This is a genomic window from Leptospira ainlahdjerensis (assembly GCF_016919175.1).
Lineage (GTDB): Bacteria > Spirochaetota > Leptospiria > Leptospirales > Leptospiraceae > Leptospira > Leptospira ainlahdjerensis.
In genome coordinates this window covers 38,257-60,863 of sequence record NZ_JAFFPU010000004.1, presented here as the reverse complement: position 1 = coordinate 60,863, position 22,607 = coordinate 38,257, and the positions used below count along the sequence as shown (strand labels likewise).

Here is a 22,607-nt window from a genome sequence, read left to right as displayed (position 1 = left end):
ATCCTGCTTGGAAAAAGCGGTGCCTAGTATGAAGTCGAGTCAATCGATTTAGGAGTATAATACCGTGAAAAAAATCTTAATCTTAGGGCTTTTTTTTGTTCATTTTTCCACCGGGATATTCGCTATTTCAGAAATGGAAGCGTTGTTGGTAAAAGAGGCGACCAATCCGGAACTCAAGAAAATTGCCAAAGACTATTTGCTAAAAAAAGCGAAGGATCACAAGGAGCTGGCGGAAAAGTATAGGTCTCTTTCAATGCGTAGTCAAGGTGGTAAGGCGGCCTCTTCAAACGAAGAGAATAAGAAGTATAAAAAATTAGAGGATCACTGTAACCAAGAAGCTATGGAATACGAAAAAGAAGCGTCGAAACTCTAAACGTAAAAAAAACCTCCCTCGTTTATTTTACAAGGGAGGTTGGTTTTGAAACAAGATTTAAAAGATTCAGTTTTTAGAATCTATTTTTTAACGATTCAAAACAGATTCTTCTTTTATTCTGCGACCGCTTCACCTTCGATTTTGATCGAAACTTCTTCACCCACCAAAACTCCTCCGGTTTCTAAAGCCTTATTCCAGGTAAGTCCGAAGTCTTTGCGGTTAATTTTTGTTTCCGCCTCGAACGCGAAGTGAACGGTTCCCCACGGGTCTTTCGCAGAACCGTTAAAAGTTACGTTCAAGACTACCGGCTTTGTAATACCTTTGATCGTAAGATCGCCCATGATTTTGGAAACAGATCCTTTTTTCACAGTTCCTTTCGAAGACTTGAAAGTGATCGTGGGTGTTCCTTCGACATCGAAGAAATCTTTTGATTTCAAATGTCCGTCGCGTTTTTCATCGTTTGTAAAAATCGAAGCGGTTTGAATCGTTACGTCCAATCCGGAAAGCGCGCCGGATTTTTCGTCAAAGCTAAACTTCCCTTGGAATTCCTTAAAAGAACCGGGAACATTGTTTAAGCCCAGGTGTCTGATTTTAAAACCGATGGAAGTATGCGACGGGTCCAGCTTAAAATTCCCTGCTTGCAGTCCCGTGAGTGAGATTAGAATCAATAGAAACGTAAAAGAAATTTTTCTTAAATTCATTCAGAAAGCTCCTTACCCGAAGAACGGATATATAAAGCTTAGAATCTTTTTTCTCTTCGGAATTTCAATATGTTTTCTAAAAATTCCAAAAGACGGAACCAAACGCAATCCTTTGTGCAAAAGAGACAAATGAGGAGCCAAGTATTTTAAAAAACTTAGGACCGATCGGATTTCATATTCATCGAAAACATCTTTCGGTTCGAGTCGAACCTTTAGAATTTTTCCGAGGTCCAAAACTGCGGTCTCCTCGTTTGTAACCGAAGGAACATCTCTCGAAAAGAAAATGAAATCTCAATAGAAGGCCCTTTTGTGAATGATTACAAATTTTCGAGCAAACTCTTAATAGAATAGGATTCAAACTTTTTGTTTCGATTGGTTGTTTTTTTGAGGAATCAAAATGGGTTACTATTCACAAAATATGATCACGAATTTTGAGGAAGTTTCGGACAAGGATCTGATCGTCGAAATGGATAATTTCTTTCAGATTGCGAACGTAAAAGAATTTCATTCCGATTTTCATGGAATTGTAGCCCAAGTCGATAGAAGTCGAGTGGTGAGAGAATGTGCTTCGGATCGAATGGATGAAATCGAGGAACTCATGGTTACTCTGGATGAAAGAACAGTTGAATTCAGCAGACTTTTTCCGGAGAAGAATTTTGTTTATATCACAGTGAATTGTTTTGGAGGGCAGTGCTCCTACGAAGGTTTCTGCGTAAAGAATGGGGAAATTATATTTACTCAGCCTTCAAAAGAAGACGGACATATTGAATTGTTAAAAAGACTGAATTCGAAATTCGAGAGTTTTTATTTCGACCCTTTTTCCCGCGACTTTTTTGTAAGAAAGGGAAGAATTGAAGGAGTCATCCAAGACTTATCACTGGGCGCTCTTTTTATCGGACTCAACTCGGAATACACGGACAAAACTTTGTATCGAATCGATGGAAGTTCCGAGCTTTTTTGTTTTGAAAGGAGGGAAGAATATTATTTTGTCTTCGAATCCAAAAACGGTTCGGAGGATATAGAAGTTTCGGGAGTGGTCTACAATGACGACCCGCAAATGCTGCAAGAAATGGAAGATTTGATCCTGGATTTCTTTTCGATTCGTAGCTACTCTGTTTCCATTTTTCTGGAGGGAATTTCGGAGGAAAGAAAATACGAACACCGAGTGGAATCTTCTACAAAATAGAATCGGGTCGAAATCATTTTGAATCTATTTTAGGAGTTGGAAAAGAAGTCAGGTCAGAACGAATTTCTGAAGGGAAAAAGTTTATTTGCAATCTTCGCCAAGAGAATCATGGAGCGGAGGCCAATTTCGAAAATGGAGTTCATTCTAAAGGGAAAAGAATTTTTCGAAAACCTCTTTTTCTGAAGATATGGATTCGCCTAACTGTGATTCTATAAAGAATTTATCGAAACAGAAGATATTATTGAACGGTATCGAATCGATATTTCCGAGAAAGATCCGAAAATTTAACCCAATCCCGCTTTGGGCTCCACCTCGAACGTTAGGTAGTTTCCGCAATGCGGGAATTGCCTATCGACGAAAATTTTTTTTTCGAGTAAACTGATTCTTGTCATTGAGCAGAATGACAAGGGAGGCGTTCCATGATGGAGAATGCAAAGTTACGATTTCCAACGATAGGGATTTTTGTTCTTCTCATCTCTTTGGGAATGAGTTGTCAGCCTTATATGTATAGAAATTACAACGACTGTGCCCGAAACGATTCCGGGAATTGCGACGGCTACAGGAGATATTCTTCTTACGGGTTTCAGAATCGTCCAGGATATCCAGGGTATTACAGAAATGATTCAAACTATGGAACGAATGGAATCGGAAACGGTGGTTCTGGATTTCGTCACAATCCAATGCACATTCCGTCAGGAAGATTTCACAATCTGGGTCGTCCAAGCCGCTGGAAACTCTAAAAGAGGTAGGATTTGAATCCGCCGGGTATTTTGTCGGGGAGTTCAAACGTTTATAAATCCTGCCAGAATTTGAATCCGGGAAAGAATTTTGTTCTCGTCGTAGTTCCTATACATATCCGTACCCACGAGATGAAAAGAACTACACCAAGAATCATCTTACAAAAATGAGTTTTGTAGGAGTTCGTAGCATGCGGACTTTTTACTTGTAAAATTAGAGTTTTATGATATATTAAAGCCCGTCGGAGTTTTTCCGCGACCATTCCTTCCAACCGAAATTTGCATACCCTTTCCCGCAAGTTAAGAGTAGATAGAACGAGAATCGTTTCGAGACAAGATATTTTGTAGGAGTTCCTACATGAGAATTTTTTCTTGCGTAAAGTTTGATTTTATGATAGAGGAAAGTCTCCGGAATTTTTCCGCCACCCACCCCTCCACCCGAAATTTGGGTGGGGCCCGCGACTTTTACGGTGGAGCGTCGGAGTTCCGACATATTTTTTTGAAGATCCGGATAACTTATGATGTAAGAAAGATTCAGCTCCGACGAGAGTTGTTCCCCTAAAAAGTTTTCAATCGGACTTTAAGTTCGTAGAAGAGAAAGGGAATGAAAAAAACTTTCCTGTTCGCAAAGATCGAAATCAAAATGAGATCTGAAAACCTGCCGCGAAACAACAACCGAAAAAAGGAATTCTTCAGTTCCTTCCCGCGTAACCGATCACGTCCATAAAGGCCGAAACCGAAAACACAGCCTTTCCCGGACCTGGTTCTCCATAACCCGGAGGAACCGGTAAATTATACTTTTCGAAAGTAGCTTTCCAGACAGTTAAGAGTTCGCAGAAATATTCTAGAGGAGGACCGGCCTGGGTTCCTAAGGTTGTATAAGGTTCGGGACACCACGCTGTAAAACGAGGCATGATTCCCTTGGACATAAAGAAGTCGAGACCTTCTCCTGTGGAAGCGATCGCTTCCGCCACGGTATCAAACCCGTAAGGTTTAGAAAGTTCCACGCCGCCCACAAAGTTCGGGATCACATAGGAAGGACCGAATACTTCCGCAGAATCCACAACTCTTCGGATCCAATTGTCTCTTCCGATATAGGCTTCCTTTCCGGGACAGATTTTTTGAAAAAGATTTTTATCCCAGACTTCGTAGTTGGGATGATAGACTTGGATGCCGGCTTCCTTAAATTTTTTACAGTCCTCGATTTCCCAAGCCTGAGAAACGATCTTTCCCATCCATCTTCCCGGAAATCGAGATTCGATCGCTTGCGCGTAGTCCAAGTAAAAATCGATTTCATTCTTTTTCTTTAAAGAAGTGATCACACTTCCGCCGGTGATCGTATAAACTTTTGCGGTTTTATCTTCCGCGTCGATCCAGGATAAAACTTCTAAGATGTCTTCGATGTCCTTTACACCGGTGTAAGGTCTTCCTGCATTCTTCTGTTGACGATAGTTATGATTGATATCGCAATAAGCGCATTCTTCTTCCTTACCGAAATACTGACAGTTTCTAAAAACAGTAAGATAGATGAGATATCCCCATTCGATCACGGGCGCGATTTCACCGGGAAGTTTTCCGTTCTGAGTTTTGTGACGATACCAAGCGGGAAGAGGAGGAAATTCCACGTTTCCTAAAAACGTTTCTCCGAGATAAAGGGCGGGCTTTCCATCCTGCGATTTTTTAACTTTGTATGGAGAATTCGGATTGTTTCTTGTGGAGATGATCGTCGGAAGGAGATTGAAATGACCACCGGAAATTTTGATTTCCTCGGGAGCCTTTACGTCCGCCCCTTCGCTCAATTCAGAAAGTGGAATATGATCAAAGGAGAATATAAAGTAGTCCTTCGTCTTGTATTCGCCCGTAACTTCGAAGGCTTCCTTGAGAAAGTGAATTCCTTGTCTCAGAATGTCTTGTTTTACGATGGCTTCCATCGGAATCGATTTGTATTTCCTCTCCATTTCTTCGAGGAGGGGAATGGTAGAACTTTGGCGGATTGAATCTGTAACTTCCATCTCTAATTAGACAATCTTCCCGATGGAACCGAAATTACACGCAGTTTTTTGCGAGAGAAAAGCCGCTTTTCCTTCGAATTGAGAAATTCCTTTTTTGGAAAAACGACGATCCACGCCAAAGACTTTCTTTCGATTTGCGAAATCCTGTTGACCGATCGGATAGAAAGAGTAGGAAAGAGGTATGTTTTTTCAGAATTTCGGAATCAAAGTTTTATCCTTCGCCATTCTATCCTTAGTCGCACTTTCCGGTGTTTCCCTCTTTTCAAAAACCAAAACCGCTCCTTCTAAAAATATTTCCAAACAATCCAAACTTCCTTCCGTGCCCTGGTATTCTCCCGTCGCAGGTGGATTTCAAGAGCCGACCGACATTCAATTTTTTCCGGGTGATTCAAACCGTATGATCGTTTTAGAAAAACGCGGAAAGGTGGTAGAATTTGACGTAGCGAAAAAACAAAGAATGATCCGGGCGGATTTCACCGGGCAGATCGAAACTCTTTCGGAAGAAGGACTGCTCGGACTTGCGTTTTCGCCGGACTTTGCAAACGATTCTAAATTTTTTGTTCACGTTGTTGTAAAAGAAAACGGTAAGGATTATTCTAAGATCTTAGAATTTGAATGGATGCAGGATTCCATTCTAAGAATCGAAAATGCAAAGAGGACCATTCTGAAAGTGGAACAACCGTATTCCAATCACAACGGAGGCCAGATCGCTTTCGGTCCGGATCAAAAACTCTATATCGGCTTTGGAGACGGAGGTGGAGCGAATGATCCTTACAAGAACGGACAAAACTCGGGGACATTTCTTGGAAAACTTCTTCGAATCACACCGAATGTAAAAACTTCGGGAGCTCCTTACAAGGTTCCGGAGGACAATCCTTTCGTAAACAAACCCGGATTCTTACCGGAAATTTGGGCTTATGGTCTGAGAAATCCTTGGAGATTCTCTTTTGATTCCGCGACGGGAGAACTCTATCTGGCCGACGTTGGACAAAATTCCTTTGAAGAAATCGATCTGATTCGAAAAGGAGGAAACTTTGGATGGAATCTCAAAGAGGGTTTTCACTGTTTTCAATTCAATCCGAATTGCTCGTTACCCGGAATTGCAGACCCGATTCACGAATATCCCCGACCCGACGGGCATTCTATTACCGGAGGATACGTTTACAGAGGAAAGGAACTGCCTCAATTAGTGGGTTCTTATGTTTACGGGGACTTTGTCACGGGAAGAATCTGGGTTTTGCGGCAAAAAGACGGAAAAAAAATCTCGAATGCGCTTTTATTTCGAACCTCTGTCCAAATTAGCACTTTTGGACAGGATCCAAACGGGGAAGTCTATTTTGCTGATTTTAGCTCAGGAAATATCTTGCGTTTCATAAAAAAAAATTGAAAGATATGGAAAAATAGATTCTATTGACTGTTGTGTAACATAGATAGAGGCTGCCACCACCGCAGTCCTGTTATCAATCCAATCTTAAGGAAAATGGGTATGAAGAAGCTATTAATCGTTTCCTCCATCGCTTTAACCGCCGGAATTCTGGTGTTCAGCGCATGTAAGAAACCTACCGAAAATTCCCAGGCAGCCACTACTGGTAAAGAAAACAGTCCCTCGGCTGTAGTTGTTTTCAGCGTTGGAGAAGCTAAAATTCTTCACACTGACTTAACGGAAGAAAAAGCGACTCTTGGCGCGAGTTTAAAAACCGGCGACAAGGTAACTACAAAAGAAAAATCTAAAGTTGATATTCAGTTTGCAGACGGATCCGCGATTCGGATTTCTGAAAATTCCGTGATCGACTTCGATGCTCTTTCCATAAACTCCAAAGGAAACTCTGATACAAGACTGGCTCTTGTTTCCGGAAAAGTTTTCGCGAAAGTGAACAAAGCTTCCAAAGAAGATCAGTTTTCCGTGGTTACTCCAACCGCGATCGCTGGTGTGCGCGGAACTTCCTTCATCGTAGAGAGATCTAAATCTGACAAAGCCACTGTAAAAGTATTGGACGGATCGGTTGCAGTAGCTCCTCGCGTTGCAGCTCTGGAAGGAATGAGCGACGAAGAGATTTCTAAAAACGAAGATCTGAAAAAGATTCAGCAGTCTCTTGCTTCTTCTGAAATCGTTCTCGAGAAAAATCAAGCTTCCGTAATGAAAGCGGATGATAAATCTCTGGATATCAAGGATACTTCCAAAATCGGATCCAACGTTGAGAAAAACATCTCTGGCGTTGTGAAGAAAATGGATAATTCCGGAATCTCCAAAAAAGACGAAGAAGAATTGAGAACCATCGTAACCGTGGACAAAGAAACTTCTGAGAAAATGGTTCGCATCAATGAGGAATCTTCCGGAAAAGTGGACGAACAAAAAGCGGCCGCTCTCGAGTCTGAAAGAAAGAAGCTTGAAAGTGAAGTTGCGGCTCGTCAAGAAGATGAAGCTAAGAAATTCAAACAAGTGCTGATCTCAACCCCAAAAGAACTGAAATCCAGCAAAGACATCGTAAACTATTACGAAAGAATCGAAAAGATCATCATGACTGACGGATCTTCTTTGATCGGTGCGATCGTTGATCAACAAGGATCCACTATGATCGTTCATACCGAACAAGGTATTAAGAAGATCAATCAAGCGGATGTTCAAGAAGTGATTTACGACTTCCAAACGAAAGCTAAATTCTGATAACAGAGACTGAACCTGAAATCAGGTGGAAAAAACCCGGGTGTCAAAACTCGGGTTTTTCTTTGTACGAACCATTGTTTACCAAAAATAAAGAGAACCATTCATTCGGATTTTAAGAGAAAGAAACCTTCCTCGATCCATCCGTCAGCCATTCGAAAAACTTAGACGCAGATCCGCGAGGATCGTTATACAAGGGTAGGGTGGGACTAAAAAAAAATCTTGTAGTTCCAACAGATTTTTCGAGAGATCCAAAAAAATTGTGGGACAGAATCTGGATTGTAGGTATTGAGAACAGGTTGAACGGAACTGAAATAAAATTGGAATTCTTAGAAATCTATTTACCGATTATAGGCCTCTTGTTGTTTTCCTGTACCTTCTTCTTGGCTCTGAAGTTAAAAAAGCTTTCCGCTTGGAGCACTGGAATTGCTTCTCAATACCGCTTGCATCATTGGTTTGGAATTTTTACGACGTTTTTCATTTTTGCCCACATCCTTTTTGAAACCGTTTCCTTTCCGGAAATTCTTACGATGCTGGACGAGCCTGCGGTCTTAACCGGTTGGATCGCTTTTCTGATCTATTCTCTCAGTATTCTTTTTGCCTTTTGGAAATTACAAAGATATCGTTCCTGGTTTGTGATTCACTTGTTTTTGATTCCCTCCTATTTCCTCGCGATCATCCACGGTTATCTTTTCCTCTCCGAAGAATGGTGGCACCGGATCCCGTTTGTGTTTAGTGTGACTCTGGGAGCGGGCAGTATTCTTGCGATCCTTCTTCGGACATGGAGCGGAACTCTTTGGAAGATTCAAAAGATCGATAGAATTTCCGATTCTTCCGTTGAATTGGATTTGATACCGGACTCCGATAAAGACGTGATTCGTGAAGAATACAAAGCGGGTGCGATTCTCTATCTCCGTTTTTTGGGAAAAGAATACTCTCACGACTGGCATCCTTTTTCGATCGGTTCCTGTTCCGAAAGCGATTTGCTTCGTCTAAGAATCAAAAATTTGGGAAAGGATACAAAACGTTTAATCAATGCGCTTCCGGGCGATCGAATTGAAGTACTGGGCCCGTTTCAAGAACTCAATGTCGATTGGCAGAAGGATCAGATTTGGATCGCGGGCGGAATCGGGATCGCTCCCTTTTTAGGAAGAGCAAGGTGTTTGCAATTCCGCGCTTCCGGGAAGATTCGGCTGACTTATTTTTTTTCCGATCCAAAGGATTTGTCGGTTCAATCCGAGTTAGACGAAATTTCCAAAAAATTCAGTCAGTTTCAGTGGCGGTTTGTGGAAGTTCCACAAAAACAACATCCGGATCTTTCGATATTGAATTCGGATCTTTATCAAAATGAAGATGCAGAATATCTTATATGCGGACCGCCTCAGTTTATGAAGAACGTTCGAAGATACTTGCATTCCCAGGCCGTTCCCAATAAAAGGATTCATTCAGAGGAATTTTCCCCATGGTAAAATATTTGGTTCTTATAATCGGAGTTTGTTTTTTGCAGGCGGTCGGAGCAAAAGAGAAAATGATTTCAAGCGAAGAATTGAAACTTCACGGGACGAGCGCAAGTTGTTGGATTTTGATTGAGAAGACCGTATACGACGTCACCGAATATATTGGCGTTCACGATTCCCTTCGTTATGATATTCGAAAATGGTGTGGAACCGATTCGACGATGGCTTATTCAAAAAAGGATCAATCCGGAAAAGCTCATTCCAAAAAAGCGGATTTACTTTTGAAAAAATTCAAAATTGGACTGTATCAGCCCGATTGATGTTTAAAACTTCGATTCTTTAAACGACATAGGCTTCGTTTTTATTCCGGAAATTAAGAGTTTATCCCAAAATCGAAGGAAAATTTGTAAGAGTTCCTACAGGGTCAACCATTTCGCATCTTTGACCTTTTCAGAAATTTTCCTTATCGAAAACGAGGAGTTCCCACATTTTTCAGAAGGACAAATGAAAAACCAAGGAAACGTATTCAGATCAGTCAAACTTTTGATTCCAGAGGGAAAGAATCGAGTCGATCACCTCTTCCATTTCCAAAAGCATCACTTGTTCCTTCCAGCGCAGGAGCATCTTATTCTTTCCAAAACGGTTGATTTCTGCCCAATGAGCTTCCACGTTTGGAATCAGATTCATCGTTTTTTCCAAAAGGTCTTTGATTTCGGACTTGCTGACGGACCCGTCTTTTCCCGAAAGAAACTGAATGATCGAATGATATAAGATTTTCTTAATTTCCTCGGACGGGGGTTGAGGTGTGGAACCTTCTAAGGAATCCATGAGACTTGCTCGTCGGCGTGATAAGAACTTCTTACCAGAGGACCGGAAAAAACTCCCTTGAATCCGATCGATTTTCCGTAGATTCTTAGTTCTTTAAAAACCTCTGGGGAGACGTATTCTTTTACGGGAAGGTGAGTCGGAGTCGGTTGTAAGTATTGTCCCAATGTAAGAAGGGAAACTCCCACTGCGACGAGATCGCGCATACATTCCTTTACTTCTTCCAGCGTTTCTCCCATTCCCAAGATCAAACCGCTTTTTGTTAAGAAACCGCGTTCAGATGCAATCCTCAAAACTTCCAAGGAGCGATCGTATTTTTTTTGAGGAGCCACTTCGGGAAAAAGTCTTTGGACGGTTTCCACGTTGTGGTTAAAGACGTCCGGTTTGGATTGAAAGATGATTTCTAAAGATTCTAACTTTGCTTTGAGATCGGGAACTAAAAATTCGATCTTACAATCGGGAAGACCTTCTCGGATTCTTTCCAAGGTTTCGGCGAAATGGGTAGCGCCCCCGTCTTCCAGATCGTCTCGATTTACGGCCGTAAGAACAACATGTTTGAGTTCGAGTGCGATCGCGGATTCGGCGACTCTTCGCGGTTCCTCTTGATCGAGCGGTTTTGGTTTCCCCGAGGCTACGTCACAATAAGAGCAACGTCTTGTGCAGATATCTCCTCCGAGCATATAAGTCGCCGTCTTTCGAGACCAACAGTGATTGAGATTGGGACAAGAAGCGCTTTCGCAGACCGTATTGAGGTTTTTTTCTTCCAGAGAATCTCTCACGATCGCGACCGTGTTGTTCTTCGGGTCCGGAAAGGTAAGTTTTACCTTGAGCCATTCTGGCTTTTCAGGAGCTTCTTGGAGAGAATGCGTGCGGGGCTTTTTTTTGAGGGGATTCATCGTAACTGGGACCGGACAAATATCCGATCTTTCGCTTCAATCCTGGATCGGTCCAAAGCGCGGTCAACGAAGTTTTGGGTAGAAGATTTTGGGAATCTTTCTTAAATGGATGAATCGATGAAGTCTCAGGATGATTTACCCCCGAAAGACGGAATCCGGCTCAATCGGTATCTGGCGGATTGTGGCCTCGGCTCCAGACGAAAAGCGGAAGAATGGATCCTTAAGGGATTGATTGAGATCAATGGGAAACAAGTCACGGATCTCGCGGTTCGTGTTTTACCCGAAACCGACGTAGTATCTTTTCGAGGAAAGGTGGTTCGGCCGGATCGGGAACCGAGGCAACTTTTGCTCCTGAATAAACCCGCTGGGTATCTTTGTTCTCATCAGGACCGGTTTCACGAAAAGACCGTTTTTTCCCTCCTTCCGGAAAAGTTTAAAAACTACAAAATTGCCGGAAGATTGGATTTGAATTCCCGCGGACTTCTCCTTTTGACAAATGACGGCGACCTGGCCCAAAAAATCTCGCATCCTTCCTACGGATCCGAGAAAGAATATCTGGTTCAATTGAAGTTCGATCCTGGGGAAAAGGAGATTCAGACCGCGTTTCAAAAAGGGATTTTGGATGCAGGGGAAATTCTGCGTGCGAAGATGGTTAAACTCGTTCCCGGGAAAGACTGCGTCTATCGAGTGATTCTCGGAGAAGGAAAAAAAAGACAGATCAGAAGAATGTTTCACTCTTTGGGTACACACGTGTTGGATCTTCAGAGGATTCGGGTCGGATCGATTCAATTAGAAAAACTAAATCTTCCGGAAGGTAAATATCTTCTGAAAGACGCAGTTGGGGTTTGGGAATGAATTTTTTAAGCATAGAATTTCTTTTATTTTTTTTAGTCTTCTACTTGGTCTATTGGAATGTCCCGGAGAAGAGTAGAAAGTATCTTCTCATCGTCGGTTCCGCCTTTTTTTATTCCGTCTTTAGTTTTAATTTTTTAATTCATCTTATCTTGGTAGTTTTTGCGAACTGGCTTCTTTTTTATTTTTTGAAAGAAAAATCCTGGTATGTAAAAGCCGCTGTCGGCCTCAATTTACTCAATCTAGGTCTATTCAAATATTTTTATTTACTCATGGAGTTCGTCGGATTTGTCTTTTCGATTCCGATGCTTCAAGAAAAGACGATGTTGGATGCGAAGTTATCTTCCGCCTTCGGACTTACGGGTTTTGAAGTCGTTCTGCCTGCGACGATCAGTTATTACACGTTTCAATTGATCTCTTTGGCGGTAGATTCCAAAAGGGAAGGTTTTAACAAAGAGATTTCTCTTTCCGGAATTTTTTCCTACGTTTTCTTTTTTCCGGTGATGATCGCCGGACCGATTCTCAGATACGATCAGGTCTGTGATCAGTTTTCGGCGCCTTCTATTACCCCTTCCAAACTGACCGAAGGACTTTGGCTGTTTTTAAGAGGACTTGTCAAAAAAGGACTTCTTTCGGCGGCGGTTGTACCTTTGATCGCACCCGCCTTTCTTTCCCCGAAGGATTATTCGGGTCTGGCTCTTTTGTTGACCTGTTTTCTTTTTGCAATGAATCTCTACTTCGATTTTTCGGGGCTCACGGACATGGCAAGAGGGTTAGGTAAATTGATGGGATTCGATCTACCGGAAAACTTCAGAGCTCCGTTTTTCTTTCAGAGTTTCGGCGACCTTTGGAGGAGATGGCACCTAACGTTCTCCTATTGGATTCGAGATTACATCTACATTCCCCTCGGAGGTTCGAGAAAGGGAGAATTGAGAACTTCCGTCAATTTTATCGTCACCTTTATGTTAGGCGGGCTTTGGCACGGAGCGAGTTTGAATTTCCTTTTTTGGGGGCTTCTCACGGGAATTTATCTTTCTCTCGAAAGACTTTTTGAAGTTCAGAAATGGAAAATTCTACCTGAAATTCCGTACGTTAAGCCGACTCTCCGATATTTGTTCGTGTTACTTGTCTATTCGATCTCCTGGACTTTTTTCTTTACGCCGGATTTTACTTCCGCCATCTCTTCGATCGGAAGAATTCTTACCTTTCAGAGAGGTCAGGAACTGACCGGACTCGAAAGCGGAATCTACATGCTTATCTTTGTAGTTCTTTTTCACATTTCGGAAGAATGGCCTGAAAAGTATTCAGTTCCGGAAAAATGGCGCGCGAGGATGTTGCCGATTTTAGGACTCGTGATTTTATTTATCATGGTCGGAATGAACGCGGGCAACGCGGACTTTTTTTACTCTAAGTTTTGAGCGGTACTATGATGAAACGAATTTATATTTATTATCCGGTTCTTTTTTTGATCTTTGTCTTTTGTTTGGATAAAATTTTTACGATCGAGTATTTTCAGAAGAATTTTATCCAGGCAGGGAACACCGTCTATTACACACAACGTAAGTCTTTGTTTGATAGAATGGTTCGGGATAAAGATCTAAAGGATCGTTCTCTTGCGCTGGCATTCGGAGACTCCAGGGCTTATCCATATTCCGCGCTCGGAATGGATAAGAAATTCCAGAAAGATTGGATTCTTTATAATTTTTCCGGACCTCAGGCGGTTCCCGCGTATGGATTCTATTGGTTCGAAAAAATTCTCAAACAAGGAATCAAACCAAAGCTGGTTTTTTACGTGGTCAGTCCGGAGGGATTCGATGATACGAAAGGGGTTTACTACGATCCGTTTTTGAAATACGGAGCTGATGATGAATTTATTCTGAAGTATATGGACCAGATTTCCTTAGAAGACAGGAAGAAATTATTTTTAGACCGTATGTTCGCGGTTCGAAGGATCAATCCAGATCTTAAGTTATTCTCCAGAAGATTGCAGGAAAGAAAATTATCCGAATACAATCCGGCTCTGAATACGGACTATGTAATTCTCAACTTAAAACACGGAGAACAATTCGCTTATACTTCATTTGTTAACGATCCGGATCGTTTGGAGAAGGACGCCGTTCGAATTAGAAATCTGTATCTTTCTACTTTTACTCTTGGGCAAACCCAATTTTACTTTGTGGAAGAGTTTCTCAAATTGGCAAAGGAGAACGACGTAAAGGTATATTTGATCTGGCCGAAAGTGTATGATACCTATCGAAAACGATTTTACGAACTCGAGATGGAAAAAATCTGGTGGCCGAAGATTCAAAATCTTTCCAGACAGTATGGGGCGATTCCAGTGGATCTAAATACTCAAACATCTTGTAATTTGTTTTATGACGCATCTCACCAATCGATTATGTGTTTTCTGGAGTCGATGAAGTTGATGATGGACGACTACTACGGAATCAAACGGATCCCATAAGTGAAACGATCGGATCGCTGAGTGAAAGCTACGGTTCGATTTTACAAATCTAACGGGATCGTGAATCGTGGAGTTTTTTGTGAATCGGTTTTGAGGCAGGGGCAGAAGTTCATTTAAGTATAGAATCGTATTCTACTTATGGAATGGGCTGGCCGCGGTTTTTTCAAAAGAGCTTTTAAATAGTCGGACTCTTCGAAAAGAGGACTTGAATTTCGTTTTTAATTTTCTTTGAGCCAAACAATTTTATCGGAACGAAAGTTGGTAAAAACCGGTGACTCTCTTAGAAGAAGCCGTGCTTTGGTTATTTGAATTTTCTTTGGGAAAAAAGACGGATTCGAAGTACATTCGTATTTTATAAAATTTCAAAGCCCTCGTTTCGAGGGCTTTGAAAAGAAAAATCACCACTTTAACTTTTTAGCGTCTTCTAAGAATTTTTCCAAACCGATATCGGTGAGAGGATGTTTGAATAGTTGCAAGAATGCCGAGTGAGGCATCGTCGCACAATCGGCTCCTCGGAGTGCGGATTCTTTTAAGTGCATCGGTCCGCGGATGGAAGCCGCAAGAATTCTCGTATCGTATCCATAGTTGTCGTAAATCTCTCGTATTTCTGTGATCAATTCCATTCCATCCCAACTTGTATCATCGACTCTTCCGATAAACGGAGAGATAAAAGTCGCACCCGCTTTTGCCGCGAGCAAAGCTTGTGGGGCCGAAAAACAAAGAGTTACGTTTGTGGGGATGTTTCTTTTGGTAAGCTCTACAACGGTCTTGAGACCTTCCGGAATCAAAGGAACTTTTACCACTACATTCTCGGCGATCTCGACGAGTTCGAGTGCTTCCTTTAACATTCCGTCGAATTTTGTAGAAAGAACTTCAGCGCTCACTGGACCGGGAACGATCGCGCAGATTTCCTTGATGACTTCCTTAAAATTTCTGCCCGACTTTGCGATGATGGAAGGATTGGTTGTGACTCCATCCACAAGACCGTAGGAAGCGATCTCTTTGATTTCATCGATGTTGGCTGTATCCAGATATAATTCCACTGATAGGCTCCTCTAAAATATGTGCTTAGAGCATGGTTGGAAAGCGAGGCCAAGGTCAATAGAATTTTGGAAGAATTCTATTCTTTTAGAAACAGGGGAATGATTCGAAAGGGAGAATTCGAATTGGTTTCGAATATTGTCAATCGACAACTCGAGAGATTTGAGTCGGTTGGTCGATTCTCATTTCGCTCTCGAGCTTGTTTCTCGTGTCCGTTCTGATCCAGTTTGCGACATTGCGGGAAACAGAATGTTTCAAAGCGGGAATTTTCTATGATGCTTGCAATCCGATTCTCTTTCCTTTCTTTCGAACCGTTCGTGTCCAATAGAGCCAGGTTTTTGAATCCTGGAAAAAAATTTCCGAGCGCGTCGGATTCTTAAAAATCCCCTTATAAAAATAACCGGAGGAAATAAAAAGTTGAGCCTTGGAATCGTAAGTTTATGGAATCAAATCACGAAGCGTTTTGATTTCTTCGGCGCTGAAGAATTCTTTGTATTCCTTTTCGATTTGGAATTTGATCGAAGAACTGAAATAGTCGACTCTTCTGGTAAAAGGCATTTTTTTATAAGATTCTTTCCACTGAACGATATAACCGCCCTTGGGGGGAGATTGTTTTTCATCGGTTTTTTCCCAGAGAACGGCTCCACCGATTTTGTTTTCGGCCAAGGCTTCCTTCTTCGGTTTTCCGTATTTCTGTTCCAGTTTTTGCTGCACTTCCTTTCCTGGAAGATATCGAAACAAAACTCCTACGGAAAATAAAACTCCCGGTGCGGAATGATTTTCTTCATCCGTTTCCGATTTGTTTTCCACGGTCGGATTTGCGGTTTGACCTTTGGGCCTGGAATCTAAAACGATTTTGGGTGTAGAATAAAAACGATACGAATAGAGGATCCCGTTTCTTCGAATCAGAAGTGTTTTTTCCTTGTCCTCGAATACGATCTCCACTTTTTCGTCGTTCTGCGGATTGGTGGAAAGTGATAAGAATTTCTCGCGAAGGTTGGCGTAACTTTCTCCCCAAGACGATTCTGCAAAACCTTCTAAAAGATTGAGAGCCTGTTGTTGGGTATTATTCGGTTGTCTTGGGTTTGAAGTTTCGTCCGGCAATTGCGAGAACAAAGCACACGGGATAAAACTAAGAGTCAGGAGAAGAATGAGGATTCTCATATTCTAACTATCGGCAATTTTTTAGGAAACTTATTCAGAATCTTCCTCATCGGAAGGCTTTTTCGGACCGGAGAATTGAATACCGCCGATCTTTACCTTTCCGTTCCAACGAAGAATGAGTAGAATTGCGATAATTCCAACGTTCGGAAGCACGAATAAGAACGGAATTTCATGAAAGAGTCCGTAAACGGCGAGATTCGAAGCGATAACCGAAATCGAACAACCGCTGAGTACCGGTATTTCCTGTTCAAAAAAACGGACCAAAAAATGATTCGGACTCGTAGAAGGAAGGTCTTTCAAAATCAAATCCACCAAAACCCCGTAAGTTGTAAAAAGGGTCGCCGGAAGTAAAAAGGAAAGAAAAAAATAATTTCCAAATGCGTCCGCGTAGTGTGGGGCTCCGATGATTCCTCCCATCAAGGTCCATAGATACGAAACGAACGCGGAAATGAAGAATGCGATCGCTCCGTACTGAAGACTTCCTCCGGATTCCAAAAGTTTGAGTAATTCTTCCGGAAGAATTCGGATCCAATCCACGAGTTCCAATCTTTCAAAGGAATCCCTTCCCGAAAGAAACAGAAGTTTGAAGTAATAGCTCACAAGAACCAAAACGCCCGTAACGAATCCGAAGAAGATGAGATAGAGTAGGAATTCCATATCAGTGTCTGAAGTGCCTCATGCCTGTAAAAACCATAATCAATCCGTGTTCATCCGCTGCCTGGATCACTTCGGGATCACGCACGGAACCTCCGGGTTGGATGATGGCCTTGGCCCCCGCTTTTGCGAGTGCGTCGATTCCATCCCGAAACGGAAAGAACGCGTCGCTGGCAACATAGGAACCCACGACGGAAAGTCCAACGTTTAACGCTTTGTTGGCGCCTAACTGGACCGAATCGACTCTTGACATCTGACCTGCGCCGATTCCAAGGGTCGCATTTTCTTCCGTATAAACGATCGCGTTGGATTTGATAAAACGTACACAAGACCAAGCAAACATCAAACCTCGGATGTCTTCCGGAGTCGGTTGTTTTTTACTTACGATTTTTAAATCCTTTTCGGTGATCGTAGTATAATCCCTGTCCTGCATCAGAAGTCCGTGATGGATCGGTCGGAGGTCGAGTTCGTCCAAGGCTTCTTTGAAGTCTTCGATCTCGATGAGACGAATGTTCGGCTTCTTAGAAAAAATCTCAAGAGCTTCCGGGGTAAACTTCTGAGCGATCACACCTTCCACAAAGTTTTCAGTGATTACCGCCGCGAGTTCTCCGTTTACGAATCCCTTGATTCCGATCACGCCCCCAAACGCAGAGATCGGATCCGTTCTTCTCGCGAGATGATAGGCTTCCAAAGGATCGTCCGCATACGCGATTCCGCAGGGGTTGAGGTGTTTGATGATACAAACGGTGTTTTCCGGAAGAAGACTTGAAATGTGAAACGCCGCGTCGAAATCCAACATATTGTTAAACGACAACTCCTTTCCTTGCAAAGGGGAGAAATCGCTCTTTGTAAACAGAGGTTCGTAAAAGGCTGCGGCTTGGTGCGGATTTTCTCCGTATCTGAGTTTTTGTTTTTTTAAGAAAGAAAGATTGAGAACGTCAGGGAAAGTGTCGCCGGCTTGTTTGTTAAACCAGGAAGAGATCGCGGTGTCATACATTGCGGTATGAGAGAACGCCTTTCTCATAAACTTCGCAGACACTTCTTCGGAAATTCCTCCAGAAGAAATCAAGGACTGAGCTTCCCCGTAGTCGTTCGGATCCGTGAGGACTAACGTATGTTTGTAATTCTTCGCACCGCTTCGGATCATAGAAGGTCCGCCGATATCGATGTTCTCGATGGCTTCTTCCAAAAGAACACCCGGTTTGGAAACGGTTTTTAAGAATGGATATAAGTTCACAACAACCAAATCGATCTTCGGAATTTTTAGCTCATCCATCTTTTGTTTGTGAGCCGGGTTGGAGATGACTCCTAAAAGTCCACCGTGAACTTTCGGATGTAAGGTTTTGACCCTTCCGTCTAAGATTTCGGGAAAGCCCGTATAGTCGTCGATGGCAATCGCGTTGATTCCTTTTTCTTTGAGAAGTTTGAGAGTTCCGCCTGTGGAAATAATTTCCACTCCGTTTTGATTTAAGAATTGTGCGAACTCGACTAAACCGGATTTATCGCTGACCGAAATCAGGGCTCTTTTGATTTGTATCATTGTTTACTGAATGCTGACCTTTCTATTTTGGATCTTTAGCCGGCCCTCGCAAAAATACTGAACCGCGAGTGGCAGGATTTTATGTTCCTCTTTAAGAATCTCTAGAGTCAAATCTCTTTCCGACATTCCTTCCTTGATTTTCACCACTCCCTGCAAAATCACGGGACCGGAATCGACTCCCTCGTCCACAAAATGGGCCGTGCAGCCGGTAATTTTGACTCCATACTCAAAGGCTTGTTTTTGGGCATTCAGTCCGGGAAACGCGGGTAAAAGAGAAGGATGAATATTGATGATCCGATTCGTAAAGGCTCGGATGATTTCCGGTTTTAGAATCTTCATGTATCCGGCAGTGACGATGAGATCGGGTTGGAGTTCCAAGAGTCGATCCAGAAGGGCTTTGTGATAGGCGGATTTATCTTCAAAAGATTTAAAATCCAAAACTTGAGAGGGGAGATGAAATTCTTTTGAAACTTCCAAGGCCTTACAAGCAGGATTGTCCGTGAGAAGGGAAATTCCCGTTCCCGCGATCTTTCCTTTCTTCAAATTCTCGAGAACGGCCTTCAAATTGGAGCCTCTTCCGGATGCTAAAAATACGATCTTTTTTTTAGGTTTTGTAAACAGACTTGCCAAGGAAATTCTATCCGGATAAAATCAGAGTTGTGTCTTTTCACCCAAGCGAGGGTTTCTCAAATTTGGGTTCTTAAAAAATCCAAACGTAGAACCTTTGTTATCAAAGTTACGCCCGATTTTGAAAAAAATCAAGGCGAGACTGGAGAGATAAGACATAGCTCGACAAATGGCCTAGTTGGGATTCGATTTTGAAAATTCGGACGGTTTTGCGGACTAAAAAACCCGCGAAAGTTTTGAGAGAAACCGTAAGAATGTTCTGACCCAGCATTAAGGAGGCAACCGTTTTTGTCGAAGAGTATTTCAGGAGAGATACATGTCACTTGCCAGAAAATCCACAGCGACCGTTGAACAATATAAATCCAACGAAATCTCGACTGTCAGCCAGGGAAAACTCATCGTCATGCTCTATGATGGGGCGATTCGTTTTCTAAATATCGCTCTGGAGAACAACACTCCTAGAAAATACGATGTGGTTAACAATCATATCCTCAAAGCGGGGGAAATCGTAACGGAACTCATGCTTGCCCTCAACTTAGAACAAGGCGGGGAAGTGGCCAATAACCTTTTGGGAATCTACGTTTACATCAAAAAACGTCTGCTCGAAGCGAACATGAAAAAAGATTCCGAGATCATTCAAGAAATTATCAAATACATGGAAGATCTGAAATCGGCTTGGGAAGAAATCGAGAAAAAAGAGAAGTCCAACGTCGTATCGGCCCCGTTTCAGGGTAGTCGCGGAAGCGGATTGTCCATTCAGGGTTAAAACTTGACTTCAGTTGATCGTAAACAAAATACCCCGGGCCTTGTCGTCCTTTTCGGAGAAAAAATTTTGCTTTTGGATGAGTTGATCCAAAATCAAAAACGGCAACTGGAAGTTTTCGGTTTTGGGGACGGAGAGGCAGGAGCCAAGATCGAAGACTCCAATCTTAAAATCGTGGACAAACTCTGTTCCCTCGATCGTAAGATTGAAAAATTGGAAGAGGGTGTTCCTCAGAATTTAGAGCTCATAGAAATCACTGAAAATCTGTTTCAAAAACTGGAAGAATCCAGACTTCTCCATTCTCAAGTGGAAGAAAGAATGAAGGAAATCCTAAAAGAATATCAGAAGGAATTGAACGTTGCCCAGGTTCAAATCCAACTCAAACGTCATCTCCACCTCAGACAAGACCTTTGGAAAACGGGGACCTGTTAGAAAGAGCCCTGGAGTTTCTTGGTTTGGACCCGGGGTTTACGGAAGAAGAACTCAAAAGTCGTTTTTATCTCCTCTCAAAAAAATACCACCCGGACACAGGAGAATTCTCAAGCGATTCTTTATTCAAAGAATTGATCGAATCCAGAGATGTACTCCATTCTTATCTCGAACAAAAAAAAATGCAAAAAGAGAATCTAGTTTCTCATTCTTCGCGGTCGCATTTTCAAAAAACGGAATACGATGTTTACAAACTCGCCCGCGATTCTTATGATTTTGCGATCCACGAATACTACAAAACCACGGATGGAAATCCTATTTTCCTAAAGGGAGAGGAGAATCCGGCGCTTCGGAAATTGAGAAGTTCTTTGCTGAACTCAAAAGCTCTCTTTGAAGAATTGATCCGGTCTTTTCCTGAAAGTATTTGGATTGCGGACGCGAAGAATGTTCTGCAAAAAATCGAAGTTTGGTTTAAGGAACCTTGAGAGAGTTGGAAGGCATCGAAAATACGAACCCGGAAGCGGCCCCGTTCGTGATGCTGACCACAAGAACTTGAGAACGTAAGGTTAGGAATTGTCCCGAGGTAAGGGTTACGTTCATCTTACAGATTCGATTTGTGTTTTCTCCCGTGGCCGGTGTTGCGAGAGGTCCGGTGTTCGGACTGAGTTCGATGGAATACTCCAAAGGCTGGTTCGGTATCAGATTTAATACTCCTCCCACACAATCGATCCCCGCGTTCAAGTCCGCAGGAAATCGAGATTCATTTTCCGAATTCCCCGCAAAAAGACGGTATCCGGTAAAAAAAAGTTCGGGGTTTCCGGCTCTCATCCTGAGTTCGTACCCCGTAGCGATCGGAACGATGCTGATCAGAGTCGGAGGTGTGGAAATCAGCCTTGTCGTAGAATAGTTAGGACACCCGAAAAGGAGAGATACGACTGGAAGAAGAAATAGAATAGAAAGACGTTTCAAAAAGAAATATACTCCCGCCAGCCGAACTTCTCCGCCTGCTGATCCGATATTGAGAAGAGTGGAAAGCGTAGCTTGGGTGTCACCCGATTTTCTTCCGGCAAGTTCCACTTCAATTCGGAGAGAAGTTTGTTTCCTTTTCGAGTATTGCAGTGCTTGCAAGCCGCGACCAGATTCTCCCAAGAATTAAAATCCTTCGGTCTTTCTTTTTTAGGAACTCCTTCCCAACGACTTCTTGGAATTACGTGATCCAGAGTCAGCTTCGAACTTGGAAATTTTTTACCGCAGTAGACGCAGTGGTAGTTGTCTCTTTGAAAAATATTCTCCCGTGAAACTCGATCTTTCCTGGGCGGAACTCGGTAGTAGTCTCGGAGAAGAATGATTCGAGGCGCCGTGAACTTGAGTTTTTCGGAACGAATGAGAAGACTTTCATCATCCTTGATCAATTGCGCTTTTTCAAGAATGATAAGGATGAGGGCGTCTTTGACCGACCGGATCCCGATGGGGACGTAACCGGCATTCAGCACAAGCACCGGCTGCGCAAGAATGTCCATAACTGGTCAAACAATAGCCGAATGCAAAAAGATGTAAAGAAATTCTTAAGGAGCCGCTGATCGTTTCTTTCGGATCCAATAGGAAATTCCAAAAAATAAAATCGCCGCACCCAAAAGTCCAAAGACCGTTAGCTGACCTTGGTGAACCCAAGTAAGAAGAATATCAAAGTTGTGAGCCCCGAAATAACCGAGATAGACCCAAACCGGAACCGATATGATCGCCGCCATAAAATCCAGGGCCACAAATCGGTAAAAGGAAATTCGATCGGAAGTTCCGGCCGTGAGATAGATCGGCATTCGAAGACCCGGCATAAAACGAGCCATAAAAGTGACCCAGTTTCCGTATTTTCCGATCTTGTCTTGGACCTTGGCAAATCGTTCCGGTGTAACAATTCTTGAAATCATCGGAATCTGCAAAACTCGAATTCCGTAGATTCTTCCGAGTAAAAAAACGGAAGCGTCTCCGATGAGAACTCCCGCCATTCCTACTAAAAACATAAAATGAGGGTCCGCTTTTCCAAGGCCGGCGATCACGCCGCCGGAAACCAAGGAAATATCTTCCGGAACCGGAAGTCCGAAACCGCAAAGAATGAGAACTAAAAAGACGGCGATGTATCCGTATTCGGAGAAGATGTGAACGAGAAGATTTAAGAATTCCATTCCTACTTGTAACGCCTTGGGTTAGGATTTCAGGGACATTAAAA

26 protein-coding genes are annotated in these 22,607 nt (G+C 42.6%); 13 read left to right on the top strand and 13 right to left on the bottom strand.

Features of this window, described 5'->3' with window-relative positions; translation table 11 throughout:
* Positions 1–64: 64 nt before the first annotated feature.
* Positions 65–373, top strand: a complete 309-nt coding sequence (locus tag JWG45_RS00950) for an LIC_10421 family protein (RefSeq protein ID WP_205277918.1) — start codon at positions 65–67, stop codon at positions 371–373.
* 113 nt (positions 374–486) lie between these two features.
* On the opposite strand, the gene JWG45_RS00945 is transcribed toward JWG45_RS00950, so the two are convergent.
* Positions 487–1,074, bottom strand: coding sequence for a YceI family protein (locus JWG45_RS00945; protein WP_205277917.1), 588 nt, complete (start codon positions 1,072–1,074; stop codon positions 487–489).
* Positions 1,075–1,471: 397 nt separating this feature from the next.
* On the opposite strand from JWG45_RS00945, the gene JWG45_RS00940 reads away from it, so the two are divergent.
* The gene (locus JWG45_RS00940) at positions 1,472–2,260 is read left to right on the top strand and encodes a hypothetical protein (RefSeq protein ID WP_205277916.1); all 789 of its coding nucleotides are present in this window, start codon (positions 1,472–1,474) and stop codon (positions 2,258–2,260) included.
* A 419-nt stretch (positions 2,261–2,679) separates the two neighbouring features.
* On the top strand, positions 2,680–3,000 hold the full coding sequence (locus tag JWG45_RS00935; RefSeq protein WP_205277915.1) for a hypothetical protein: 321 nt from the start codon (positions 2,680–2,682) through the stop codon (positions 2,998–3,000).
* A 229-nt stretch (positions 3,001–3,229) separates the two neighbouring features.
* On the opposite strand, the gene JWG45_RS00930 is transcribed toward JWG45_RS00935, so the two are convergent.
* Positions 3,230–3,490: a hypothetical protein gene (locus JWG45_RS00930; RefSeq protein ID WP_205277914.1), complete on the bottom strand. Its 261-nt coding sequence runs from the start codon at positions 3,488–3,490 to the stop codon at positions 3,230–3,232.
* Positions 3,491–3,689: 199 nt separating this feature from the next.
* A complete protein-coding gene (locus JWG45_RS00925) occupies positions 3,690–5,009 on the bottom strand; it encodes a radical SAM protein (RefSeq protein ID WP_205277913.1) in 1,320 nt (439 codons plus the stop codon).
* A gap of 181 nt (positions 5,010–5,190) precedes the next feature.
* Here JWG45_RS00925 and JWG45_RS00920 point away from each other — a divergent pair, with 181 nt between their 5' ends.
* The 4 genes from JWG45_RS00920 (at position 5,191) to JWG45_RS00905 (ending at position 9,448) form a co-directional block, all read left to right on the top strand.
* Positions 5,191–6,396, top strand: coding sequence for a PQQ-dependent sugar dehydrogenase (locus tag JWG45_RS00920; protein WP_205277912.1), 1,206 nt, complete (start codon positions 5,191–5,193; stop codon positions 6,394–6,396).
* A gap of 99 nt (positions 6,397–6,495) precedes the next feature.
* Positions 6,496–7,674 (top strand): lipoprotein LipL45, encoded by a 1,179-nt coding sequence (locus JWG45_RS00915; protein ID WP_205277911.1) that lies wholly within the window; start codon positions 6,496–6,498, stop codon positions 7,672–7,674.
* Positions 7,675–7,991: 317 nt separating this feature from the next.
* On the top strand, positions 7,992–9,140 hold the full coding sequence (locus JWG45_RS00910) for a ferredoxin reductase family protein (RefSeq protein ID WP_205277910.1): 1,149 nt from the start codon (positions 7,992–7,994) through the stop codon (positions 9,138–9,140).
* The gene (locus JWG45_RS00905) at positions 9,134–9,448 is read left to right on the top strand and encodes a cytochrome b5 domain-containing protein (RefSeq protein ID WP_205277909.1); all 315 of its coding nucleotides are present in this window, start codon (positions 9,134–9,136) and stop codon (positions 9,446–9,448) included. The genes JWG45_RS00910 and JWG45_RS00905 overlap by 7 nt, the downstream gene beginning before the upstream one ends.
* Before the next feature lie 211 nt (positions 9,449–9,659).
* Here the strand turns inward: JWG45_RS00905 and JWG45_RS00900 are convergent, their stop codons facing one another.
* Both JWG45_RS00900 and lipA read right to left on the bottom strand, forming a co-directional pair.
* The gene (locus tag JWG45_RS00900) at positions 9,660–9,956 is read right to left on the bottom strand and encodes a hypothetical protein (RefSeq protein ID WP_205277908.1); all 297 of its coding nucleotides are present in this window, start codon (positions 9,954–9,956) and stop codon (positions 9,660–9,662) included.
* Positions 9,944–10,849 carry a lipoyl synthase gene (lipA, locus tag JWG45_RS00895; RefSeq protein ID WP_205277907.1) on the bottom strand — a complete coding sequence of 302 codons (906 nt, stop codon included), beginning with the start codon at positions 10,847–10,849 and terminating at the stop codon, positions 9,944–9,946. Before lipA ends, JWG45_RS00900 begins: the two co-directional genes overlap by 13 nt.
* Before the next feature lie 105 nt (positions 10,850–10,954).
* Here lipA and JWG45_RS00890 point away from each other — a divergent pair, with 105 nt between their 5' ends.
* From JWG45_RS00890 to JWG45_RS00880, 3 genes are read left to right on the top strand one after another with little or no spacing between them, the layout of a single operon-like run.
* On the top strand, positions 10,955–11,704 hold the full coding sequence (locus JWG45_RS00890) for a pseudouridine synthase (protein WP_232380448.1): 750 nt from the start codon (positions 10,955–10,957) through the stop codon (positions 11,702–11,704).
* A complete protein-coding gene (locus JWG45_RS00885; protein ID WP_205277906.1) occupies positions 11,701–13,119 on the top strand; it encodes an MBOAT family O-acyltransferase in 1,419 nt (472 codons plus the stop codon). Before JWG45_RS00890 ends, JWG45_RS00885 begins: the two co-directional genes overlap by 4 nt.
* Before the next feature lie 11 nt (positions 13,120–13,130).
* On the top strand, positions 13,131–14,165 hold the full coding sequence (locus tag JWG45_RS00880) for a DUF1574 domain-containing protein (protein ID WP_205277987.1): 1,035 nt from the start codon (positions 13,131–13,133) through the stop codon (positions 14,163–14,165).
* A gap of 398 nt (positions 14,166–14,563) precedes the next feature.
* On the opposite strand, the gene fsa is transcribed toward JWG45_RS00880, so the two are convergent.
* The 5 genes from fsa to purN form a co-directional block, all read right to left on the bottom strand.
* Positions 14,564–15,208, bottom strand: coding sequence for a fructose-6-phosphate aldolase (gene fsa / locus JWG45_RS00875; protein ID WP_118968661.1), 645 nt, complete (start codon positions 15,206–15,208; stop codon positions 14,564–14,566).
* Positions 15,209–15,644: 436 nt separating this feature from the next.
* Positions 15,645–16,370: a hypothetical protein gene (locus tag JWG45_RS00870; protein WP_205277905.1), complete on the bottom strand. Its 726-nt coding sequence runs from the start codon at positions 16,368–16,370 to the stop codon at positions 15,645–15,647.
* Between the two features lie 30 nt (positions 16,371–16,400).
* Positions 16,401–17,027 (bottom strand): hypothetical protein, encoded by a 627-nt coding sequence (locus tag JWG45_RS00865; RefSeq protein WP_205277904.1) that lies wholly within the window; start codon positions 17,025–17,027, stop codon positions 16,401–16,403.
* Between the two features lies 1 nt (position 17,028).
* Complete coding sequence (purH, locus tag JWG45_RS00860) at positions 17,029–18,564, bottom strand: bifunctional phosphoribosylaminoimidazolecarboxamide formyltransferase/IMP cyclohydrolase (protein WP_205277903.1); 1,536 nt, start codon at positions 18,562–18,564, stop codon at positions 17,029–17,031.
* Between the two features lie 3 nt (positions 18,565–18,567).
* Positions 18,568–19,194, bottom strand: coding sequence for a phosphoribosylglycinamide formyltransferase (purN, locus tag JWG45_RS00855; protein ID WP_205277902.1), 627 nt, complete (start codon positions 19,192–19,194; stop codon positions 18,568–18,570).
* Between the two features lie 313 nt (positions 19,195–19,507).
* On the opposite strand from purN, the gene fliS reads away from it, so the two are divergent.
* The 3 genes from fliS to JWG45_RS00840 are packed head-to-tail and all read left to right on the top strand — an operon-like array spanning position 19,508 to position 20,868.
* The gene (gene fliS / locus JWG45_RS00850) at positions 19,508–19,957 is read left to right on the top strand and encodes a flagellar export chaperone FliS (RefSeq protein ID WP_069607446.1); all 450 of its coding nucleotides are present in this window, start codon (positions 19,508–19,510) and stop codon (positions 19,955–19,957) included.
* Between the two features lie 3 nt (positions 19,958–19,960).
* Positions 19,961–20,386: a hypothetical protein gene (locus tag JWG45_RS00845; protein ID WP_205277901.1), complete on the top strand. Its 426-nt coding sequence runs from the start codon at positions 19,961–19,963 to the stop codon at positions 20,384–20,386.
* The gene (locus JWG45_RS00840) at positions 20,380–20,868 is read left to right on the top strand and encodes a J domain-containing protein (RefSeq protein ID WP_205277985.1); all 489 of its coding nucleotides are present in this window, start codon (positions 20,380–20,382) and stop codon (positions 20,866–20,868) included. The genes JWG45_RS00845 and JWG45_RS00840 overlap by 7 nt, the downstream gene beginning before the upstream one ends.
* Here JWG45_RS00840 and JWG45_RS00835 read toward each other — a convergent pair.
* The 3 genes from JWG45_RS00835 to JWG45_RS00825 are packed head-to-tail and all read right to left on the bottom strand — an operon-like array spanning position 20,855 to position 22,563.
* A complete protein-coding gene (locus JWG45_RS00835; RefSeq protein ID WP_205277900.1) occupies positions 20,855–21,352 on the bottom strand; it encodes an LIC11661 family lipoprotein in 498 nt (165 codons plus the stop codon). The genes JWG45_RS00840 and JWG45_RS00835 overlap by 14 nt on opposite strands.
* Complete coding sequence (locus JWG45_RS00830; protein WP_205277899.1) at positions 21,349–21,903, bottom strand: HNH endonuclease; 555 nt, start codon at positions 21,901–21,903, stop codon at positions 21,349–21,351. The genes JWG45_RS00835 and JWG45_RS00830 overlap by 4 nt, the downstream gene beginning before the upstream one ends.
* A gap of 45 nt (positions 21,904–21,948) precedes the next feature.
* Positions 21,949–22,563: a DedA family protein gene (locus JWG45_RS00825; protein ID WP_205277898.1), complete on the bottom strand. Its 615-nt coding sequence runs from the start codon at positions 22,561–22,563 to the stop codon at positions 21,949–21,951.
* Positions 22,564–22,607: the final 44 nt, after the last annotated feature.

Bases quoted from the DNA above. Each gene is read 5' to 3' on its own strand.
- JWG45_RS00870 (WP_205277905.1), bottom strand. From the start codon at position 16,370: ATGAGAATCCTCATTCTTCTCCTGACTCTTAGTTTTATCCCGTGTGCT.
- JWG45_RS00930 (WP_205277914.1), bottom strand. From the start codon at position 3,490: ATGTCGGAACTCCGACGCTCCACCGTAAAAGTCGCGGGCCCCACCCAA.
- JWG45_RS00900 (WP_205277908.1), bottom strand. From the start codon at position 9,956: ATGGATTCCTTAGAAGGTTCCACACCTCAACCCCCGTCCGAGGAAATT.
- JWG45_RS00920 (WP_205277912.1), top strand. From the start codon at position 5,191: ATGTTTTTTCAGAATTTCGGAATCAAAGTTTTATCCTTCGCCATTCTA.
- fliS (WP_069607446.1), top strand. From the start codon at position 19,508: ATGTCACTTGCCAGAAAATCCACAGCGACCGTTGAACAATATAAATCC.
- lipA (WP_205277907.1), bottom strand. From the start codon at position 10,849: ATGAATCCCCTCAAAAAAAAGCCCCGCACGCATTCTCTCCAAGAAGCT.
- JWG45_RS00940 (WP_205277916.1), top strand. From the start codon at position 1,472: ATGGGTTACTATTCACAAAATATGATCACGAATTTTGAGGAAGTTTCG.
- JWG45_RS00905 (WP_205277909.1), top strand. From the start codon at position 9,134: ATGGTAAAATATTTGGTTCTTATAATCGGAGTTTGTTTTTTGCAGGCG.
- JWG45_RS00830 (WP_205277899.1), bottom strand. From the start codon at position 21,903: ATGGACATTCTTGCGCAGCCGGTGCTTGTGCTGAATGCCGGTTACGTC.
- JWG45_RS00945 (WP_205277917.1), bottom strand. From the start codon at position 1,074: ATGAATTTAAGAAAAATTTCTTTTACGTTTCTATTGATTCTAATCTCA.
- JWG45_RS00925 (WP_205277913.1), bottom strand. From the start codon at position 5,009: ATGGAAGTTACAGATTCAATCCGCCAAAGTTCTACCATTCCCCTCCTC.
- JWG45_RS00915 (WP_205277911.1), top strand. From the start codon at position 6,496: ATGAAGAAGCTATTAATCGTTTCCTCCATCGCTTTAACCGCCGGAATT.
- JWG45_RS00880 (WP_205277987.1), top strand. From the start codon at position 13,131: ATGAAACGAATTTATATTTATTATCCGGTTCTTTTTTTGATCTTTGTC.
- JWG45_RS00825 (WP_205277898.1), bottom strand. From the start codon at position 22,563: ATGGAATTCTTAAATCTTCTCGTTCACATCTTCTCCGAATACGGATAC.
- JWG45_RS00865 (WP_205277904.1), bottom strand. From the start codon at position 17,027: ATGGAATTCCTACTCTATCTCATCTTCTTCGGATTCGTTACGGGCGTT.
- JWG45_RS00935 (WP_205277915.1), top strand. From the start codon at position 2,680: ATGATGGAGAATGCAAAGTTACGATTTCCAACGATAGGGATTTTTGTT.
- JWG45_RS00885 (WP_205277906.1), top strand. From the start codon at position 11,701: ATGAATTTTTTAAGCATAGAATTTCTTTTATTTTTTTTAGTCTTCTAC.
- purH (WP_205277903.1), bottom strand. From the start codon at position 18,564: ATGATACAAATCAAAAGAGCCCTGATTTCGGTCAGCGATAAATCCGGT.
- JWG45_RS00890 (WP_232380448.1), top strand. From the start codon at position 10,955: ATGGATGAATCGATGAAGTCTCAGGATGATTTACCCCCGAAAGACGGA.